Origin of the sequence: Massilia eurypsychrophila (assembly GCF_002760655.1) — a bacterium.
GTDB lineage: Bacteria > Pseudomonadota > Gammaproteobacteria > Burkholderiales > Burkholderiaceae_D > JAFCUW01.
In genome coordinates, this window is record NZ_PDOC01000021.1 from 42,173 (window position 1) to 62,241 (window position 20,069).

The window sequence follows — 20,069 nt, forward strand, 5'->3', positions numbered from 1 at the left end:
CGACAACGAAAAATCACAAGTTGGGACGTTGATGCTGCCCCGGGTTATTCGAGCGTCCAGACGTATTGCATAGACATCCACGCCTTTTCAGGCTTGCCGTCGACCGAGCCAGGCTTGAAGCGGCACTTGCTGATACCAGCAACGGCTGCTTTGTCCAGGTCACGGAAACCGCTCGACTTCATAACCTTCGAGTCGGCCACGCGACCGTCTTCGCCGACCAGGAACTGCAGGGTAACGGTACCGGTTTCTTCGTTGCGCAGGGAGGCTTTAGGCCACTCTGGTTTAGCGCAAGTGTTGAAATCGGCAACTGCTGCAATGCGCACAGGGTTCGGGTTGGCCACCGCTGCCGGTGCAGGGGGAGCCGGAGGGGCCGGGCGCGCCAGTTCATTCGACACTGGTTTTGCCGTCGACGACACCGCAATCGCGCTTTGCACCGGTGGAGGTTGCTGCACATTGACCTCAACTGGCGGGATGAACGGCGGCGGTGGAGCCTTCATTTCCGGCGGAGGAGGCGGTGGTGGAATTTCCTTCGGTGGAGGAGGCGCCTGCTCCTCGATAATCTTGGTCTCCACTGCTTCAGCCATTTTCGTGACCATACGCTTACCGAGACCGGTGACGATCCCATAGGCAACGATCACGTGCAAGATGAGAACAATGGCGATCCCAGTGAAATTCTTCCCGGGCTGCTTATCATGCGAAAAATTCATGCCTGCTTTCTCCAATACCAACTCTTTTTGTTGCTACTTAAACCCACAAAACACGACAGATACTACGGTCGCATCCGGGACATCGGCGAATTATACCTACGAATTCTTTTTAGCACAGAGTTTTTTAATTGGTGAAACTACGCCGAATCTGCACCTAAAAATGGCGCTCACCTGCGCTGTTTTGCACCAAAAAAACCCTGCGCTCTTGGCAGAAATGATAGATAGAATAACCACTGTCAGTGGGGTCACTTTGACGCATGCGGAACATCTCGCATTTGTAGGGCCGTGCCTCTGAACAATCGGTCGCTGGAAAACGCATACGGCGAATTGCGTATGGCAGGAGCATGGCGATTATGCTAACTATAGAGAGTTTTGCCAACCGGTGGCGTACTGTTGAACACAGCCGCAGCGATCCGTTGCGGTGCGCCGGGTATAGCGGCAGGTGATGGGAGGTCGCGCAGTTGCTATGGCCGCGCCCGCACTATATATAGTTGACTGTATATATAGTGCAGGCGGCGGCGAGGAGGAAGGTCAGTTGCGCGAGCGCTTTTCGCGCCGGCACTCGAGGCTGCTGACGATGCTGCCCTGCGGATCAACCGTCTCGAGACGTACGTCAAAGCCCCACAAGCGGGCCACGTGCTTGAGCACTTCCTGTGCCTGCTGGTTCAGCGGGCGGCGCTGGAACTGCGTGTGGCGCAAGGTCAGCGCACGGTCGTCGCGTGTATTTACCTGCCAGACCTGGATGTTCGGTTCCCGGTTGCCCAGGTTGTACTGTTCGGCCAGCTGCTGGCGCACGTAGCGGTAGCCACGTTCGTCGTGAATTGCCGAAATGGTCAACTTCTCCTTGCGGTCATCGTCGAGCACGGCGAAGAAGTGGAAATCGCGGATCAGCTTGGGCGAGAGGTACTGGGCGATGAAGCTCTCGTCCTTGAAATTGCGCATCGCAAAATCGAGCGTCTTGCGCCAGTCGCTGCCGGCAATGCCGGGGAACCATTCGCGGTCTTCCGGCGTCGGGTCTTCGCAGATGCGACGGATGTCGGTCATCATCGCGAACCCCAGCGCATACGGATTGATGCCGCTGTAATACTGGCTGGTGGCCGATGGCTGGAACACCACATTGGTATGGCTTTGCAAGAACTCCATCATGAAGCCGTCGCCAACGATGCCTTCCTTGTACAGCTCCTGCAAGATGGTGTAGTGCCAGAACGTCGCCCAGCCCTCGTTCATGACCTGGGTCTGGCGCTGCGGGTAGAAATACTGCGAGATCTTGCGCGTGATGCGCACCATCTCGCGCTGCCATGGCTCCAGCAAGGGCGCGTACTTCTCGATGAAATACAGCAGGTTTTCCTCGGGCTCGGGCGGGAAGCGCGGCGCCGGCGCGTCCGCTTCCTGCTCGTCCTTGCGCGGCACCGTGCGCCACAGTGCGTTGACCTGCGACTGGGCGTAATCCTCGCGCTCCTTCTGGCGCGCCGTCTCTTGCGCCAGCGACAGCTTGGCCGGCCGCTTGTAACGGTCGACGCCATAGTTTTGCAGCGCGTGGCACGAGTCGAGGATCATTTCGACGGCGTCGATACCGTGGCGCTGCTCGCACTCGGCGATGTAATTTTTGGCGAACACCATGTAGTCGACGATCGCGTCGGCGTCGGTCCAGGTGCGGAACAGGTAGTTGCCCTTGAAGAAGGAGTTGTGGCCGTAGGCCGCGTGCGCGATTACCAGCGCCTGCATCGTCAGGCTGTTCTCTTCCATCAGATAGGCGATGCAGGGATTCGAGTTGATGACGATCTCGTAGGCCAGGCCCATCTGGCCGCGCTTGTAGCTCTTTTCAGTCGACAGGAAATGTTTGCCGAACGACCAGTGGTTATACGAGACCGGCATGCCGACCGAGGTGTAGGCATCCATCATCTGCTCGGCGGTAATGATCTCGAGCTGGTTGGGGTAGGTGTCGAGGCCAAAATTCCTGGCGACGCGGCGGATTTCTTCGTGCGCCTGTTCGATCAGGTCGAAAGTCCACTCCGACTGTTCGGGCAGCGCGCGCGGGTTTTTCGGATCTCTTGGCATGGTGTGCTCGCTATGCTCAGTTCAACTCATTTCGGCTGCTTTTTGAAAAGCTCGCGGAAAACGGGATAGATGTCGGCCGGCGTGACGATCTTCTGCATCGCGAAGTTGGGATGGTGGTCGCCAACTTCGGCGTATTGCTCCCACAGATTCTGCTGCGGGCCGTCGGTAATTTCGACATAGGTGTAGTACTGCACCGCCGGCATGATCGTGTTGATCAGCAGCTGCTTGCACAGCACCGAGTCGTTGTCCCAGTTGTCGCCGTCGGACGCCTGCGCGACATAGCTGTTCCACTCGCCGCTGCCGTAACGCTCGCCGATGATCTTCTGCAGCAGGTGCAGCGCCGACGACACCACGGTGCCGCCCGATTCGCGCGAATGGAAAAATTCGTTCTCGTCGACCTCGGCGGCGGCGGTGTGGTGGCGGATGAACACGACCTCGATCTTGTCGTAGGCGCGCTTGAGGAACAGGTACAGCAGGATGAAGAAGCGCTTGGCGGTGTCCTTGCGGCTTTCGTCCATCGAGCCGGACACGTCCATGATGCAGAACATCACTGCCTGGGTCGATGGCTTCGGCACCTTGATGCGGTTGCTGTAGCGCAGGTCGAACGGATCGATGAACGGAATGGCGATCAGCTTGGTGTGCAGGTGGTGCACCAGGCGTTTGAGTTCGACCACGCGCGGATCGTCCAGCGCGACGCCTTCCTCGAGCAGCTTGACCAGTTCGTGTTCGGCGACGGTGAGCTGCTTGCGCGACGAGCCGCCGACGGCGATGCGCCGGCCGAGCGCGCCGCGCAGCGAGCGCAGCACGTGGATGTTGGACGGCGTGCCGGACATGTTGTAGCCGGCGCGCTGGTTCTTGAACTCGGTCGTCTGGGTCAGCTGCGTCTTGACCATGTTCGGCAGTTCCAGGTCTTCGAAGAAGTAGTTCATGAATTCTTCGCGCGACAGCTCGAAGATGAAGTCATCCTCGTTGGTCTGGTCGCTATTGCCTGCCTTGCCGCGGCCGTTACCGCCGCCGCTGCGGGGGCGGTTGAACTGGTCGCCCTTCTGGTACTCCTTGTTGCCCGGGTTGACGGTTTCCCAGACGCCACCGTGGGCGTGGCCGAAATTCGGCTCGTTCACATCCTTGACGGGAATCGATACCTTCTCGCCATTTTCGATGTCAGTAATCGAGCGACCCTTGATGGCACGGCCGACAGCGTCCTTGATCTGGCTTTTGTAACGCCGCAGGAAACGCTCTCGGTTGATCGCTGACTTGTTCTTGCCCTGCAAGCGTCGGTCGATGAGATAAGTCAAAACTTGCCTCCTGCTCAGAATCGCGGCGGCCGGCCGAAAGTGCCGGCCCCTCTATCTTAATACGCCGCCGCTAAGAAGACTTCCGCACACGCAGATACCACTCACACAGTAGGCGAACTTGTTTGGCGGTGTAGCCTTTTCCCACCATGCGCGCGACAAAGTCGGCGTGCTTGTTGGCGTCCTCGGCCGACGCCTTGGCGTTGAACGAGATGACCGGGAGCAGTTCCTCGGTGTTCGAGAACATCTTCTTCTCGATGACGGTACGGAATTTCTCGTAGCTGGTCCAGGCCGGGTTCTTGCCGCCGTTGGTGGCGCGCGCGCGCAAGCCGAAGTTGACGATCTCGTTGCGGAAATCCTTCGGGTTGGAAATGCCGGCCGGCTTCTCGATCTTTTCCAGTTCGCTGTTGAGCGAGTCGCGATCGAACGATTCGCCGGTGTCCGGATCGCGGAACTCCTGGTCCTGGATCCAGAAGTCGGCGAATGTGACGTAGCGGTCGAAAATGTTCTGGCCGTATTCCGAATAGCTTTCCAGGTAGGCGGTCTGGATTTCCTTGCCGATGAAGTCAACGTAGCGCTGCGCCAGGTGCTCCTTGATGTACGACATGTAGCGTTGCTCGGTCTCGGGCGCGAACTGCTCGCGCTCGATCTGCTGCTCGAGTACATACAGCAGGTGCACCGGGTTGGCCGCCACTTCGGTGTTGTCGAAGTTAAAGACCTTCGACAGGATCTTGAAGGCGAAGCGGGTCGACAAGCCATTCATGCCTTCGTCGACGCCGGCGTAGTCGACGTACTCGTGCATCGACTTCGCCTTCGGATCGGTGTCTTTCAGGTTTTCGCCGTCGTACACGAGCATCTTGCTGAAGATGCTCGAGTTTTCGGGATCCTTCAGGCGCGACAGGATGGCGAACTGCGCCATCATCTTCATCGTGCCCGGCGCGCACGGCGCCTGCTCGAGCGAGGAGTTGCGGATCAGCTTGTCGTAGATCTTGATTTCGTCCGACACGCGCAGGCAGTACGGCACCTTGACTATATAGATACGGTCGAGGAAAGCCTCGTTGTTGCGGTTGTTGCGGAAGGTTTTCCACTCCGACTCGTTGGAGTGGGCCAGCACGATGCCGTCGAACGGGATGGCGCCGAAGCCTTCGGTGCCCTTGTAGTTGCCTTCCTGGGTCGCCGTCAGCAGCGGGTGCAGCACCTTGATCGGCGCCTTGAACATCTCGACAAATTCCATCAGGCCCTGGTTGCCAAGGCACAGGCCGCCGGAGTAGCTGTAGGCGTCCGGATCGTCCTGGGCATAGTCTTCGAGCTTGCGGATGTCGACCTTGCCGACCAGCGAGGAGATGTCCTGGTTGTTCTCGTCGCCCGGCTCGGTCTTGGAGATGGCGATTTGCTTGAGCATGGACGGGTAACGCTTGACGACGCGGAACTTGTTGATGTCGCCGTTGAATTCGTGCAGGCGCTTGACTGCCCATGGGCTCGGAATGGTGCGCAGGTAGCGGCGCGGGATGCCGTAGTCCTCTTCGAGGATGACGCCGTCTTCGTCCTCGTTGAACAGGCCGAGCGGCGATTCGTTGACGGGCGAGCCCTTCAGGCAGTAGAACGGCACCTGCTCCATCAGCGACTTGAGTTTTTCGGCGATCGACGACTTGCCGCCGCCGACGGGCCCGAGCAGGTAGAGAATCTGCTTGCGCTCTTCCAGCCCCTGGGCGGCGTGGCGGAAGTACGACACCACCTGCTCGATGACTTCCTCGGTGCCGTAGAAATCCTTGAACGCGGGATACAACTTGATGACCTTGTTGGCGAAAATGCGCGACAGCCGCGTGTCGTTGCGGGTGTCGACAAGCGTCGGCTCGCCGATTGCCGCCAGCATCCGCTCCGGTGCCGTGGCGTACGTCAGGTGATCTTTCTTGCACAGTGCCAAATACTCAGAAAGGGAAAATTCCTCTTCCCGGGTACGCTCATAACGAGCTGCGTAGTTGTCAAAAATGGTCATTTGAATGTCCTTTAATGTGCATGTATGCATTGTCACTGTCGCCGGCAGAATTGCTGCCCCGGCCCTGGTCTGGCGTTCTCCTCTTCTTGATCGCCCAGAGCGTTTCCTGATGCAAACATCTGAAACAAAAAACGGCTGTCGATATTTTATTTCTTGCCCGGATTTTTCCGGTGATTTTCGCGTCGTAACAACGTCTTCTTACGCCTATGAAATTTATTATGTGCTTAATGGAAGCGGAAGTCAAAGCAATGTCGTGTGACCGATTGTAACTGCTGTAAGCCATTGATATGTATGGTGAAAGAGCGAGTTAAGCAATACTTTTTGTGTCTCATTGCAGCCTCATCCGGGCAAGCTTGCTGGCCTGCTGGCAAGCCCGAGCGCGGTAGTTAACTGCACAGCGTCGGGTCGAAAATTCTTACGTCAATCTTGCCTGAACTGGCCGAACAGTGGCGCACGTAAATCGGCTTTGTGACACAAAATTTCCTCATTGAATCTGACCGCTCGGCGAACCCTGCCGGCGCCTTGCGCTACACTGTCTGCCAACGTCTAAAGAATTGAATTCCTGGAGAACAAAATGCCGAATGAACAGTTGCGAATTCTTTTGCAGCGTATGCCTAAGGCAGAATTGCACATACACATCGAAGGGTCACTCGAACCTGAGCTAATCTTTGAGTTGGCTCAAAGAAACGGGGTCAAACTGGCCTACGAATCGGTCGAAAGTCTGCGCAAAGCTTATGCATTCGATAATTTGCAGTCTTTTCTCGATATTTATTACGCCGGCGCCAGCGTCTTGCTCAAGGAGCAGGATTTCTACGACATGACGATGGCCTACCTGCGCCGTGCGGCCGAGGACAACGTGCGCCACGCCGAGATCTTTTTCGACCCGCAGACGCACACCGCGCGCGGCGTGCCGTTCCAGACCGTGGTCGACGGTATCTGGCGCGCCTGCCAGGACGGCCCGATCAGCGCCACGTTGATCATGTGCTTCCTGCGCCACCTGAGCGAGGACGACGCCCTCGCCACGCTGGAAGAGGCGCTGCCGTATCGCGACAAGATCATCGGCGTGGGCCTCGACTCGTCGGAAGTGGGGCATCCGCCGGAAAAATTCTGCCGCGTGTTCGAGCGCTGCCGCCAGCTCGGCCTGCACCTGGTCGCCCACGCCGGCGAAGAGGGCCCGCCGGCCTACATCGAGACCGCGCTCGACCTGCTCAATGTCGAGCGGATCGATCACGGCGTGCGCTGCCTCGAGGATCCGCTGCTGACGGCGCGCCTGGCGCGCGAGCAGATCGCGCTGACGGTGTGCCCGCTGTCGAACATCAAGCTGCGCGTGTTCGGCGACATGGGCGAGCACAATCTGCTCGCGCTGCTCGATGCCGGGCTGGCCGCGACCGTCAACTCGGACGACCCGGCTTACTTCGGCGGCTACATGAACGCCAATTTCCTCGCCGCGTTCGACGCGCTGCCGCTGACCGCGGCGCACGCGCACCAGCTGGCACGCAACAGCTTTACCGCCTCGTTCCTCGAGCCGGAAGCCAAGCGCGCTTTCATCGACGAACTCGATGCCTGTTTTGACCATGTGAAGGTGTAAGAAGTCATGCTGATTCAATCGTTCCGGATGACTGCGCGCGACTGGCGCGCGGGTGAACTGCGCTTCCTGCTGGTGGCGCTGATCATCGCCGTCGCCTCGCTGTCGGCGGTGGGATTTTTCATCGACCGCATGCGCTCGAGCCTGAATCGCGATGCGCACCAACTGCTCGGCGCCGACCTGCTGGTCAATGGCGACCAGCCGGTGCGCGCGGAGTGGCGCGCCGAGGCGCAGCGGCGCGGCCTGATTTTGGCCGACACCGTCACCTTCCCGAGCATGGCGCAGGCGGGCGAGGGCGAGGCCTCGCTGGCGCAGCTGGCGTCGGTCAAGGCGGTCAGCGACGGCTATCCGCTGCGCGGCCAGGTAAAGGTCACGCGCGACGCCGCCGACATCAAGGGCGTCAAGACCGACGCCACCCCGGCGCCGGGCACCGTGTGGGTCGACGCCAATGTGCTGACGGCGTTGAAGACGTCGGTCGGCGGCGCCGTCAAGGTCGGCGAAAAGCGCTTCACCATCGCCCAGATCATCGCCGCCGAACCGGACCGCGGTCCGTCGTTCGCCAATTTCGCGCCGCGCGTCATGCTGTCCATGGCAGACCTGGCCGCCACCGGCCTGGTCGACAACGGTTCGCGCGTGACGTACCGGATGCAGGTGGCGTCGCCGTCGGCGAACGATTTTGCGCCGGTGGCGCAGTACGAGCAGTGGCTCAAGGCGCGCATCGCCGAAGCCGGCGCCAAGGGCGTGCGGATCGAATCGCTGGAAAACGGCCGTCCCGAGATGCGCGCCACGCTCGACCGCGCCGACCGCTTCCTGTCGCTGGTGGGCCTCTTGTCGGCGATGCTGGCGGCGGTGGCCGTGGCGATGGCGGCGCGCCGCTTCATGCTGCGCCACCTGGACGCGTGCGCGATGCTGCGCTGCCTCGGGCTGTCGCAGAACGAAGTGAGCGCGCTGTACCTGATCGAATTCGTGCTGGTCGGCCTGGCCGGCAGCGTGCTCGGCGTGCTGGTCGGCTTCGGCGCCCACTACGTGCTGCTCGAACTGATCGGAAAATTCATCAGCACCGAGCTGCCGCCGGTGTCGCTGCTGCCGGCGCTGCAGGGCATCGCCACCGGCATGCTGCTGCTGGTCGGCTTCGCGCTGCCGCCGGTGCTCCAGCTGCGCAATGTGCCGCACAACCGCGTGATCCGCCGCGAGCAGGCGGCGCCGCAGGCGATGGTCGTGGCCACCTACGGCTTCGGCGTGGCCGCGTTTGTCGCGCTGCTGCTGTGGCAGGCCGGCGACACCAAACTGGCGCTGCTGACGGCGGTCGGTTTTCTTGCCGGCTTTGGCCTCTTCGCGCTGGCCGGCTGGCTTGGCCTGCTGTCGCTGCGCCGCCTGCGTGGCGCGTTCGACCACCAGAGCTGGCGCTTCGCCGTCAGCGCGCTGCAGCGCCGGCCGGGAGCGACGATCGTGCAGGTGGTGTCGCTGGCGCTTGGCCTGATGGCGCTGCTGCTGCTGACGGTGGTGCGCGGCGACCTGATGGGCGCCTGGCGCAGCGCCACGCCGGCCGATGCGCCGAACCGCTTCATCATCAACATCATGCCGGACCAGCGCGAGCAGGTCGAACAGCGGCTGGTGGCGGCGGGCGTGAAGGAGGCGGTACTGTACCCGATGATCCGCGGGCGCCTGACGGCGGTCAACGACCAGCCGATTACCGCCACCACTTACCAGGCGGACGATGCGCGCCGGCTGGCCGACCGCGAATTCAACCTGTCGAGCATGAAGCAGATGCAGGCGTCGAACCAGATCGTCGCCGGCAAGTGGTACGAGGACAAACCCGGCATGGCCGAAGCATCGGTCGAGCAAGGCATCGCCAAGACGCTGCGCCTCAAGCTCGGCGACACCATGCGATTCGATATCGCCGGGCAGATCGTGAATGCGCGCGTGACGAGCCTGCGCAAGCTCGAATGGGGTTCGATGCGCGCCAACTTCTTCGTCATCATCAATCCGCAGGCGATGAAGGAAACGCCGCAGACCTTGATGACGGCGTTTCACCTGCCGCCGTCCGGTGTTGGCCTGACCAACGCGCTGACGCGCGAATTTCCGAACCTGACCGTGATCGATGTCAGCGGCATCATCTCCCAGCTGCAGGAGGTGCTCGACCAAGTGGTGACGGCGGTCGAATTCCTGTTCCTGTTCACGCTCGCCTCGGGCGTGCTGGTGCTGTACGCCGCGCTGATGGGTTCGCAAGACGAGCGCACGCGCGAGTCGGGCCTGCTGCGCGCATTGGGCGCGACCCGCCGGCAGCTGTCGCAGGCGCAGTGGATCGAGTTCTCGCTGGTGGGTGGTTTGTCGGGCCTGTTGGCGGCGAGCGGCGCCGCGGCGCTCGGCTGGGCGCTGGCGACGTACCAGTTCAAGTTCGAATGGACCTTCAGCCCGGTGGTGTGGATGGCCGGCGTGGCGGTCGGCATCGTCTGCGCCATCGCCGGCGGCTGGCTGGGACTACGCAATGTGCTGAAACAGCCGCCGCTGCAGACGCTGCGCCAGGGCTGATGAGGGAGTGGGGCATGACGGTCGTGCCGGCCGTGCGCTATCATGGCGGGCATGACACTATCCCCCACTTTGTATGACACCATCGGCGGCGAACAGCGCCTGCGCGAGCTGGTCGACCGCTTCTATGACCTGATGGAGCTCGAGCCCGAGTTCGCCGGCATCCGCGCGCTGCACCCAACGCCGATGGACGGCTCGCGCGACAAGCTGTTCATGTTCCTGTCCGGCTGGATGGGCGGTCCCGACCTGTTCGTGGAGCGCCACGGCCACCCGCGGCTGCGCGCGCGCCACCTGCCGTTTGCGATCGGCAGCAGCGAGCGCGATCAGTGGCTGCGGGCGATGGCGTGGGCGATGGAAGACGTCGGCATCGACGAGGCGCTGCGCCTGCGGCTGATGGAGTCGTTTTACCAGACCGCCGACTGGATGCGGAACAAGGCCGACTGATGACGCAGACAGAATTCATCATCCTCGCGCTGCTGGCGGCGGTGGCCATCGTGCTGCTGCTGGTGCTGTTGATGCGCGGGCGCGGCAACCAGGACGCCCAGTTCGAGCGGCTCGAACGAGCGCTGCAGGCCGGCCTGCAGGCGACACGGCAGGAGCTGGCGGCCAGCATGGCCCACAACCACGCCGGCAGCGTGCAGCAGCTCGACGGCATGCGCCAGCAGATCCACACCCAGGGCGCCAGCGGGCGCGAAGAACAGGCAGTCACGCTCAAGCGGCTGGCCGACACGCTTAGCCGGAGCATTTCCGCGCTGACCGAGTCGAATGCGCAGCGCATGGCCGAAGTGCGCGCGACGCTCGAAGCGAAGATCAAGGACCTGCAACTTGACAACGCGGCGCGCCTGGAAGAGATGCGCAAGACGGTCGATGAAAAGCTGCATGCCACGCTCGAGACGCGGCTGACCGAATCGTTCCGGGTGGTGTCGGAGCGGCTCGAGAAGGTGCACCAGGGCCTGGGCGAAATGCAGCAGCTGGCGATCGGCGTGGGCGACCTGAAACGGGTGCTGACGAATGTGAAAACACGCGGCACCTGGGGCGAAGTGCAGCTCGAGATGCTGCTTGAGCAGGTGCTCACCGCGGACCAGTATGCGAAAAACGTCGAGACCATTCCCGGCAGCGGCGCGCGGGTGGAATTTGCCATCAAGCTGCCCGGCAGCGTCGATGGCGGCGCGCCGGTGTGGCTGCCGATCGACGCCAAGTTCCCGAAGGAGCAGTACGAGCGCCTGGTCGACGCGGCCGACCGCGCCGATGCCGACGGCGTGCAGCAGTTCGGCCGCGACCTGGAACGCGCGGTGCGCGGCGAAGCGAAAACCATCTGCGAAAAATACCTGTCGCCGCCGCTGACGACCGATTTCGCCATTCTGTTCCTGCCGACCGAAGGGCTGTACGCCGAAGTGATGCGGCGCCCCGGCCTGGCGGACGATTTGCAGCGCACCCTGCGCGTCAGCATCGCCGGGCCGTCGACCTTATCGGCCATCCTCAGCAGCCTGCAGATGGGCTTTCGCACGCTGGCGCTGGAGAAGCGTTCGTCCGAGGTGTGGCAGGTGCTGGGCGCGGTCAAGACCGAGTTCGGCAAGTTCGGCGATGTGCTCAGCCAGACCCGCCTGACGCTGGAGCGGGCCGCCAAGAACATCGAAAGCGCCGAAGTGCGTAGCCGCCAGATGGCGCGCAAGTTAAAATCGGTGGAAGCGCTGCCGAGCGAAGCGGCGCAACTGCTGCTGGGACCCGACATCGACCATGCGGAGTTGGACAGCCCCGGCGGATAACCGTCATCGGAGACACCATGCCCCCACGTACTCCGGCGCTGCCGGCGGCCGCCATCCGTTCGGCGAACCGCACCAAGATCGTCAGCGCCCTCGATGCGGTGCGCCTGATCCACGATGGCGATACGGTTGCCACCGGCGGCTTCGTCGGCATCGGCTTTGCCGAGAATATCGCGGTGGCGCTGGAACAGACGTTCCTGGCGGGCGAAGACGGGCAGCGCCATCCGCGCGACCTGACCCTGGTGTATGCGGCCGGGCAGGGCGACGGCCGTGACCGCGGCCTGAACCACCTGGCGCACGCCGGGCTGGTCAAGCGCGTCATCGGCGGGCACTGGAGCCTGGTGCCGAAACTGCAGAAGCTGGCGATGACGAACCAGATCGAAGCGTACAACCTGCCGCAAGGGGTCATCAGCCAGCTGTTTCGCGATACCGCGGCCGGCAAGCCGGGACTGCTGACACACGTGGGCCTGGGCACCTTCGTCGATCCGCGTTTCGGCGGCGGCAAGATCAACGCCAGCACCCACGAGGACCTGGTCGAAGTGATGACGGTGGGCGGCAAGGAGTGCCTGTTCTACAAGGCGCTGCCGATCCAGGTCGGCATCATTCGCGGCACCACCGCCGACGCCAACGGCAACGTGACGATGGAGAAGGAGGCGCTGACGCTCGAAGCCCTGGCCATTGCGATGGCGGCGCACAATTCGGGCGGCATCGTCATCGTGCAGGTCGAGCGGATCGCCGAGAACGGCAGCCTCAATCCGCGCGACGTCAAGATCCCCGGCATCCTGGTCGACTGCGTGGTGGTGGCGGAAAAGCCGGAATATCACATGCAGACGTTCGCCGAGCCGTACAGCGCGGCGTTTGCCAGCGAACTGCGGGTGCCGCTGTCGTCGATCGCGCCGATGCCGCTGTGCGAGCGCAAGGTGATCGCGCGGCGCGCGCTGATGGAACTGCGGCCGAACGACGTCGTCAATCTTGGCATCGGCATGCCGGAAGGCGTGGCCAGCGTGGCGGCCGAAGAAAAGCTGCTCGACCTGATCACGCTGACGGCGGAGCCGGGCGTCATCGGCGGCATTCCGGCCGGCGGCCTCAATTTTGGCGCCGCCACCAATGCCGACGCGATCATCGACCAGCCGTACCAGTTCGACTTCTACGACGGCGGCGGGCTCGATGTCGCCTGCCTTGGCCTGGCGCAGGCGGACCGCTGCGGCAACCTGAACGTGAGCAAATTCGGCACCAGGCTGGCCGGCGCCGGCGGCTTCATCAACATCAGCCAGAACGCCAAGAAGGTGGTGTTCGTCGGTACATTTACTGCCGGCGGGCTGAGGATCGCCATCCGTGGCGGCCAGCTGCAGATCGTCGAAGAGGGCGCGTCGCGCAAGTTCATCGACGAGGTGGAGCACCGCACTTACTCCGGCAAGTACGCGCTCGAGCGCGGGCAGACGGCGCTGTACGTGACCGAACGCTGCGTGTTCCGGCTGGTCGACAGTGGCCTGGAACTGATCGAGATCGCGCCCGGCGTCGACCTGCAGCGCGACATCCTGGCGCACATGGGTTTCATGCCGGCGATCAGTGCAGACCTGAAGCTGATGGACGCGCGCATCTTCGCCCCCGCGGCAATGGGCTGGCGCACGCCGATGCTGGCGCAGCCGCTCGAACAACGCCTCACGTACGACGCGCAAAAGCGCCTGTTCTTCGTCAATTTCGAAGGATTCGAGATAGCGTCGATGGCCGACATCGACGCCGTCAGCGCGCTGGTGGCGGCGCGCCTGGCGCCGGTCGGGCACAAGGTGCCGGCCATCGTCAACTACGACAACTTCACGATCGCGCCAGACCTGCTCGATGCGTACGTCGAGATGGTCAATGCGCTGACGGAGCGCTTTTACAGCCGCGTCACGCGCTACACGCACAGCACCTTCATGCGCGCGTATGTGGGCGCCGCGTTCACTCGCAGCCATAAGGAGCCGGCGCTGTATGCCAGCCCTGCCGAGGCGCTGTCGAAGCTCACGGACGACGAATAGAAATTTGGTCGCACACGCCAGCGAAGTCGCATACAATCGGGTTGCCTTTTACTCAACAAGGAAATCCACGGTGAATGCGACCAGTCTGGCGGATCATGATTGTGTAGCCCGCGCGATGCGGTTTTGCGTGGCGGCGGCGCTACTGATGGCTGGCGCGTCGGCGCAGGCAGGTCTCAGCTTCCAGATGAACGTGGCCACGCACAATCAGCCTGGGACGGGGACGACCACCAGCCGGCCGGAGCACGAGCGCGTCACAAGCCAGGTGGTACTCGGGGAGCGCCACATTGCCGTCGTCGCCCCAGCGGATGCTCAGATTTACGATTTCAGCAGCCGGCGCCGATATCGGGTCGATCTGAAGGACAGCACCTTTGTCGACTACTCGCTGTTCGATACGGTCGGCTTTCGCGTCATGGAAGTGAAGAACCGCGAGAACCTGCGCCGCACGCTAGCTGCCGCCCAGATCGACCAGATCGTGTTCGACCCGGTATTCGATGAGCACGCGCTGTCGCTTGCCTCGTCAACCCAGCGCACGCTGGACGAACGCGCGGACGGTCCCGAGACCATCCTGTCGATCGACGGCAAGCCATTGATGAAAATCGCCGCGGGCGGCACTGCGGTCAGCGCCAGCGACGCCGCGTTGTTAACGCGGTACGTGCGCTACCAGTTCGGCGGCCATCCGCTGGTGCTGGCCAAACTGGCTGCGCTGCGCCGCGTTCCTTCCACGTTTGTGATGTACTACGCAAGCACCGGTGGAACCGAGACGAGTACGTTTACGGTGTCGGGAATGACGCTGGCGGCGGCCGACTATGAGATGGGTAAGTATTCGCCCCGCAGCGGCGGCGATGAAATCGCCCTGCTGCTCGATCGCGCGCAGCTAGCGCGGGTACCGGCGCTGGAGAAGCGCCGCCAGGCCCACGACGCTGAGATGAATACTGCGTTTGCCGATAAGCGCACGCTCGACGGCATGCTTGGCGCGGCCGAATGGCACTTGATGACCGGGGCGCCGATGGAGCGGTTTACCGCTGAACGGCTGGCGATGATCCAGGCCGATCCGTCGGTGCGGGCGGTTGGCCAGGCGATGAATCCGCGCGACAAAGCGGGGCTTCTCGCGGCAGCGCGCGTGATGCAGTCGATGCAGGCGCAGACCATGAGCAAGCGGTACATCCTGCAGCTGTTCGAAGCGAATCACCGGGTAAAACTGGGCGAACGAAGCGCGGCGCTGAAGCTGTTTGCCAGCGTGCTGCGCGCTAATCCGGCGCTGGCCGGCGCCTACAAGGACATGGGCGACACCTTGATTGCCGGGTTTGATATGCCGCGCGCCTGGCGCGCGTGGGACCAGGGCAGGCGCATCGCGCCGGGACACGGTCTGTTTGAATCGGTCAATCAGTTCGAACAGAAGCTGATGCGGGATCATCCTGAGTATTTTTAACGGCTGATCGTTAGCCAGCAGCGCCGTCATTCTGGCCTCGCGAGGACCCATGGCGGGCGTGCCGTGTCACTTCGCTTCGCTCAGCATGGATCCCCGCTTTCGCGAGGATGACGGTTTTTAGGTTTTGCGGCTGCGAGCAGCGCTGTCAACTTCGCGCGAGCGGCAACCCATGGTGAGCGTGCGATGTCACCTCGCTCTGCTCAGCATGGGTGCGCCGCTTCGCGAGGATGACGGTATTTAATTGCCGGCTTCATTTGCGCCGCGGCATCGCCGCAGTACCGCGTTAAACCAGGCCTTCGAACAGCATGACGTCGACCAGGTCGCCGGCGGCGACGTTGCCCTGCTCGTCGTGCAGTACCACCATGCAGTTCGCCTCCGACATCGAGCGCAGGATGCCGGAGCCCTGTGAGCCGGTGATGCTGACGTGCTGCCCGCCGTTCGCATCATGCGCCAGAATGCCGCGCTGGTATTCGGTGCGGCCAGTCTTCTTGCGGATGGCCGCAGCCGATTTGACTTTCAGCAGCGGCAGCGGGGCGTCGGCGCCCATCATGTACAGCAGCGCGGCGCGGGCGAAAAAATAGAACGACACCATCACCGCCACCGGATTGCCGGGCAGGCCAAACAGGAAGGCGCTGTGGCCGTTCGAATTGATCTTGCCGAAGGCGAGCGGGCGCCCCGGGCGCATGCCGATCTTCCAGAACGTGACGTCGCCAAGCCTTGCCATGATGTCGCGCGTGTAGTCGGCCGCGCCGACGGATACGCCGCCGGAGGTGACGATGGCGTCGGCGTTTTCGCAGGCGTTGCGCAGCGCCTCTTCCAGCGCCTGCGGGTCGTCCTTGACGACACCCATGTCGATGATGTCGCAGCCAAGCCGCTGCAACATGCCGTACAGCGTGTAGCGGTTGCTGTCGTAGACGCAGCCGGCGTCGAGCGGTTCGCCGATCGATCGCAATTCGTCACCGGTCGAGAAGAACGCGACGCGCAGGCGCCGCTGCACCGGCACCTCGGCGATGCCGAGCGACGCCAGCAGGCCAAGGTCGGCCGGGCGGATGATCCTGCCCTTCTTGAGCGCGGCGCTGCCGGCCATCAGGTCCTCGCCGGCGAAGCGGCGATTGTCGCCGACGCGGATGACGCCGGCGTCGACCGTGATGTCGGCCTCGCCGATGCGGGCGACGAACTCTTGCGGAACGACGCTGTCGCAGCCGGCAGGCATGACGCCGCCCGTCATGATGCGCACGCACTCGCCAGCGGCCGGCGTCGCGCCGGACGGCCGGCCGGCGTAGACGGTGTCGACGACCTTCAGCGTGGTCGGGCCATCGGCGCGCAGGTCGGCGCCGCGCAGCGCGAAGCCGTCCATCGCCGAGTTGTCGTGCGCCGGCACGCTGATCGGCGAGGTGATATCGCGCGCCAGCACGCGGTCGAGCGCGGCCCGCAGGGCGACCTTTTCGATCGAGGCGATGGGTGAGACAAATTCGCGGATGATGCGCTGGGCGTCGCGCACCGGCAGCGCGTCAGGGTCGTAGCCTGACAGGCAGCTGGTCACGTCATGCAGGCGCTTCGGCGCGCGCGCGGTGTCGAGGCTGTGCAGTTCGTCGAGCGTGTTGATGTTGCGGAAGGCGTCGTTGTCGTCGAACTGCACCTCGGCCACTTTGAGGTCGGCGTACCAGCCGTCCATCTTGCGCCCACCCTCGGCCAGGTAGCTTGACAGCACCTGCAGCAGGCGCGTCTTGACCAGGCAGAAAACCGGGTGCGGCTGCTTTCGCATGCCGACTTCCTGCGTCACCGCCAGGGCGACGTCGGCGCGTTGCGACTGCAGCGCGTGGAACAGGCGCGCGGCCAGGTCGCGCGGCAGGAACGGCGAGTCGCACGGCGCGGTGACCATGTACGGCGTGGCGCAGTGGCGCATGCCCGCTTCAAGTCCGGCCAGCGGACCGGCAAAGCCGGTGGTTTCGTCGGGCCACACCGGCACGCCGAAGGCTTCGTACCTAGCCAGATTCTGGTTGGCGTTAATGGCGATTGCACCTACCTGCGGCGCCAGCCGCTCAAGTACGTGCGCGACCATGGTGGCGCCCTGGAACGGCTGCAGGCCCTTGTCGACGTGGCCCATGCGCGAGCCGCGCCCGCCCGCCAGGATCAGTGCGCTTATCTGTTCATTTTTTTGCATGCTTGACTATCCGCCGATGTAGGACATTTCGACCCGCCTTGGGCCGCGCTCGATGCCGCTGGTGTTGATGGTACGGGTGTCGGAATAGCGGTCGGTGCGCGCACGCCACAACTGGGCGACGGCGCCGGAAATCTCGGCGTCGCTGCGGCCGGCGCGCAGCAGGCCGCGCAGGTCGTGGCCGCGGGTGGCGAACAGGCAGGTGTAGAGCTGGCCCTCGGTCGACAATCGCGCGCGGGTGCAGTCCTTGCAGAACGACTGGGTGACGCTTGAAATCATGCCGACTTCGCCGCCGCCCTCGAGGTAGCGCCAGCGCGCCGCGGTCTCGCCGGTGTAGTTGGCGCCGACCGGCGCCAGCGGCATGTGCGCCGATATGCGGCGCACCACTTCGGCCGACGGGATCACCTCGCTCATGTTCCAGCCGTTGGAGGCGCCAACGTCCATGTATTCGATGAAGCGCAGGATGTACGGCGTGTCCTTGAAGTGGCGCGCCATCGGCACGATTTCCTGGTCGTTCATGCCGCCCTTGACGACCATGTTGATCTTGATGGGGCCCAAGCCAACCTGGTGGGCGACGTCGATGCCGTGCAACACGTCGGCGACCGCGAAGTCGACGTCGTTCATGCGCTTGAAGGTGGCGTCGTCAAGCGAATCGAGCGAGACGGTGACGCGGTTCAGGCCAGCATCCCTGAGCGACTGCGCCTTTTTGGCCAGCAGCGCGCCGTTGGTGGTGAGCGTGAGGTCGAGCGCGCGCCCGCTCGGCGTGCGGATGGCGGCGAGCATGCCGACCAGGCGTTCGAGGTTCTTGCGCAGCAGCGGCTCGCCGCCGGTCAGGCGGATCTTCTCGACGCCATGGGCGACGAAGATGGTGGCGACGCGGGTGATTTCCTCGAACGACAGCAGCGCAGTTTGCGGCAGGTAGGCGTAGTCCTTGTCGAACACTTCCTTCGGCATGCAGTAGACGCAGCGAAAATTGCAGCGGTCGGTGACCGAGATGCGCAGGTCGTGCAATGGCCGCGCGAGGGCGTCGTCCACGCGGCCGGTGGGCGCTTCGAGGACGGCGGGAATGGCCATTTGAGGCCGGCGCTCGTCGGCGAGCATGATGATTTTTTCAGCCATGCCAATACGATAGCACGAGGCCCGCGAGCGCACAGGCGAAGATCAATTTGATGGCGCCGACCTGGTAGCGAAACAGGGCGACGCAGGCGGCGGCGCTGATGGCGACGGCCACAGGATCGAGGCGGCCGGCGCCGAAGAACACATGCTGGCCGAAGAACAAGGCGAGGCTGACGATGACGCCGACCACCGCCGCCGAGATGGCCGTCAGCGGCGCCGTCATGCGGACGTCGCCGCGGGTCGATTCGACCAGCGGGCCGCCGGCCAGGATGAAGATGAACGACGGCAGGAAGGTGAACAGGGCGGCGACCGTGGCGCCGGCGACGCCGGCCGCCAGCAGGGCGGAGTCGCCGAACAGCGCGCCGCTCCAGGCGCCGACGAAGCCGACGAAGGCGACGATCATGATCAAGGGGCCGGGCGTGGTTTCGCCCAGCGCCAGGCCGTCGATCATCTGGGCGGCGGTGAGCCAGTGGTAGTGCTCGACGCCGCCCTGGTAGACGTAGGGCAGCACGGCGTAGGCGCCGCCGAAGGTCATCAGGGCGGCCTTGGTGAAGAACCAGCCCATCTGGGCGAGCGTGCCGGCGACGCCGTAGCGGGCGGCCAGCAGCAGCCAGGCGCAAACGCCGATGCCCAGTCCAATGAGCGCAACGCGCACCAGTCGCTGCCAGGCGAAGGTGGCGTGCGCCGGCGTCGGCGTGTCGTCGTCAATCAGCGCGACGCCGTACGACGCCTTGACGCCATGCGCGCGCTGGCCGCCGACCTGGAACCAGGCCGGCCACCAGCGCCCGCCGGCGACGCCGATTGCGGCGGCGCCCAGCACGATCAGCGGGAACGGCACGCTGAAGACGGCGATGGCGAGGAAGGCGGCGAGGGCGAGCGCCATCAGCACCTGGTTTTTCAACGTGCGGCCGCCGATGCGCCAGGCGGCGGCCAGGACGATGGCGACGACCGCCGGCTTGATGCCGTACAGGATGCCGGCCACCGCAGGCAGGTTTCCGTAGGCCATATAGATCCAGGACAGCACGATGAGGATCAGCAATGAAGGCAGCACGAACAGCGCGCCGGCAACGATGCCGCCGCGCGTTTTATGCATCAGCCAGCCGATGTAGACGGCCAACTGGGTCGCTTCGGGACCGGGCAACAGCATGCAGTAATTGAGGGCGTGCAGGAAGCGCTGCTCGGAAATCCAGCGGCGCCGTTCGACCAGTTCGGAATGCATCAGCGCGATCTGGCCGGCCGGGCCGCCGAAACTGATGAAGCCGAGCTTGAGCCAATACCAGAAGGCTTCACGCAGCGTGACGGGGGCGGGGCGGATATCGCGAGGTGAAGTCATGCCGGTATTGTAACGATTGTGGGATTTGCATTTCGCTCAACAACCCGGGCGTAAAAAAAGGGAAGCACGCGGCTTCCCTTCT

Annotated in this window: 14 protein-coding genes; 7 read left to right on the plus strand and 7 right to left on the minus strand. The window is 63.5% G+C overall.

Annotated elements, in window-relative coordinates; translation table 11 throughout:
* Window positions 1-44: 44 nt before the first annotated feature.
* From CR105_RS22620 to CR105_RS22635, 4 genes are all read right to left on the minus strand, one after another.
* Entirely contained in the window at window positions 45-707 is a 663-nt protein-coding gene (locus tag CR105_RS22620) for an energy transducer TonB (RefSeq protein ID WP_099792443.1), read from the minus strand.
* A 531-nt stretch (window positions 708-1,238) separates the two neighbouring features.
* Window positions 1,239-2,765, minus strand: coding sequence for a SpoVR family protein (locus tag CR105_RS22625; RefSeq protein WP_099792445.1), 1,527 nt, complete (start codon window positions 2,763-2,765; stop codon window positions 1,239-1,241).
* Between the two features lie 26 nt (window positions 2,766-2,791).
* The gene (locus CR105_RS22630; protein WP_099792447.1) at window positions 2,792-4,060 is read right to left on the minus strand and encodes a YeaH/YhbH family protein; all 1,269 of its coding nucleotides are present in this window, start codon (window positions 4,058-4,060) and stop codon (window positions 2,792-2,794) included.
* Between the two features lie 70 nt (window positions 4,061-4,130).
* Window positions 4,131-6,053 carry a PrkA family serine protein kinase gene (locus CR105_RS22635; protein ID WP_099792449.1) on the minus strand — a complete coding sequence of 641 codons (1,923 nt, stop codon included), beginning with the start codon at window positions 6,051-6,053 and terminating at the stop codon, window positions 4,131-4,133.
* Between the two features lie 4 nt (window positions 6,054-6,057).
* Between CR105_RS22635 and CR105_RS27980 the strand changes: the two genes are divergently transcribed.
* The 7 genes from CR105_RS27980 (at window position 6,058) to CR105_RS22665 (ending at window position 15,377) form a co-directional block, all read left to right on the plus strand.
* Entirely contained in the window at window positions 6,058-6,312 is a 255-nt protein-coding gene (locus CR105_RS27980; protein ID WP_131021798.1) for a hypothetical protein, read from the plus strand.
* Between the two features lie 315 nt (window positions 6,313-6,627).
* Window positions 6,628-7,641, plus strand: coding sequence for an adenosine deaminase (locus CR105_RS22640; protein ID WP_099792450.1), 1,014 nt, complete (start codon window positions 6,628-6,630; stop codon window positions 7,639-7,641).
* A 6-nt stretch (window positions 7,642-7,647) separates the two neighbouring features.
* Window positions 7,648-10,170, plus strand: coding sequence for an ABC transporter permease (locus CR105_RS22645; RefSeq protein ID WP_099792452.1), 2,523 nt, complete (start codon window positions 7,648-7,650; stop codon window positions 10,168-10,170).
* 42 nt (window positions 10,171-10,212) lie between these two features.
* A complete protein-coding gene (locus CR105_RS22650) occupies window positions 10,213-10,611 on the plus strand; it encodes a group II truncated hemoglobin (protein ID WP_099792454.1) in 399 nt (132 codons plus the stop codon).
* Window positions 10,611-11,933, plus strand: coding sequence for a DNA recombination protein RmuC (locus CR105_RS22655; RefSeq protein ID WP_099792456.1), 1,323 nt, complete (start codon window positions 10,611-10,613; stop codon window positions 11,931-11,933). The genes CR105_RS22650 and CR105_RS22655 overlap by 1 nt, the downstream gene beginning before the upstream one ends.
* A 17-nt stretch (window positions 11,934-11,950) precedes the next feature.
* Window positions 11,951-13,948 carry an acyl CoA:acetate/3-ketoacid CoA transferase gene (locus CR105_RS22660; RefSeq protein ID WP_099792458.1) on the plus strand — a complete coding sequence of 666 codons (1,998 nt, stop codon included), beginning with the start codon at window positions 11,951-11,953 and terminating at the stop codon, window positions 13,946-13,948.
* A gap of 4 nt (window positions 13,949-13,952) precedes the next feature.
* The gene (locus CR105_RS22665; protein WP_131021797.1) at window positions 13,953-15,377 is read left to right on the plus strand and encodes a hypothetical protein; all 1,425 of its coding nucleotides are present in this window, start codon (window positions 13,953-13,955) and stop codon (window positions 15,375-15,377) included.
* Between the two features lie 283 nt (window positions 15,378-15,660).
* Here the strand turns inward: CR105_RS22665 and moeA are convergent, their stop codons facing one another.
* From moeA to chrA, 3 genes are read right to left on the minus strand one after another with little or no spacing between them, the layout of a single operon-like run.
* Window positions 15,661-17,541: a molybdopterin molybdotransferase MoeA gene (gene moeA, locus CR105_RS22670; RefSeq protein WP_099792462.1), complete on the minus strand. Its 1,881-nt coding sequence runs from the start codon at window positions 17,539-17,541 to the stop codon at window positions 15,661-15,663.
* A gap of 6 nt (window positions 17,542-17,547) precedes the next feature.
* Complete coding sequence (gene moaA / locus CR105_RS22675) at window positions 17,548-18,657, minus strand: GTP 3',8-cyclase MoaA (RefSeq protein ID WP_099792464.1); 1,110 nt, start codon at window positions 18,655-18,657, stop codon at window positions 17,548-17,550.
* Window positions 18,650-19,987, minus strand: a complete 1,338-nt coding sequence (chrA, locus tag CR105_RS22680) for a chromate efflux transporter (protein ID WP_099792466.1) — start codon at window positions 19,985-19,987, stop codon at window positions 18,650-18,652. The genes moaA and chrA overlap by 8 nt, the downstream gene beginning before the upstream one ends.
* Between the last annotated feature and the right edge of the window lie 82 nt (window positions 19,988-20,069).

Bases quoted from the DNA above. Each gene is read 5' to 3' on its own strand.
- CR105_RS27980 (WP_131021798.1), top strand. From the start codon at position 6,058: ATGTCCTTTAATGTGCATGTATGCATTGTCACTGTCGCCGGCAGAATT.
- CR105_RS22635 (WP_099792449.1), bottom strand. From the start codon at position 6,053: ATGACCATTTTTGACAACTACGCAGCTCGTTATGAGCGTACCCGGGAA.
- CR105_RS22625 (WP_099792445.1), bottom strand. From the start codon at position 2,765: ATGCCAAGAGATCCGAAAAACCCGCGCGCGCTGCCCGAACAGTCGGAG.
- CR105_RS22655 (WP_099792456.1), top strand. From the start codon at position 10,611: ATGACGCAGACAGAATTCATCATCCTCGCGCTGCTGGCGGCGGTGGCC.
- CR105_RS22620 (WP_099792443.1), bottom strand. From the start codon at position 707: ATGAATTTTTCGCATGATAAGCAGCCCGGGAAGAATTTCACTGGGATC.
- CR105_RS22650 (WP_099792454.1), top strand. From the start codon at position 10,213: ATGGCGGGCATGACACTATCCCCCACTTTGTATGACACCATCGGCGGC.
- CR105_RS22640 (WP_099792450.1), top strand. From the start codon at position 6,628: ATGCCGAATGAACAGTTGCGAATTCTTTTGCAGCGTATGCCTAAGGCA.
- chrA (WP_099792466.1), bottom strand. From the start codon at position 19,987: ATGACTTCACCTCGCGATATCCGCCCCGCCCCCGTCACGCTGCGTGAA.
- moaA (WP_099792464.1), bottom strand. From the start codon at position 18,657: ATGGCTGAAAAAATCATCATGCTCGCCGACGAGCGCCGGCCTCAAATG.
- moeA (WP_099792462.1), bottom strand. From the start codon at position 17,541: ATGCAAAAAAATGAACAGATAAGCGCACTGATCCTGGCGGGCGGGCGC.
- CR105_RS22660 (WP_099792458.1), top strand. From the start codon at position 11,951: ATGCCCCCACGTACTCCGGCGCTGCCGGCGGCCGCCATCCGTTCGGCG.
- CR105_RS22645 (WP_099792452.1), top strand. From the start codon at position 7,648: ATGCTGATTCAATCGTTCCGGATGACTGCGCGCGACTGGCGCGCGGGT.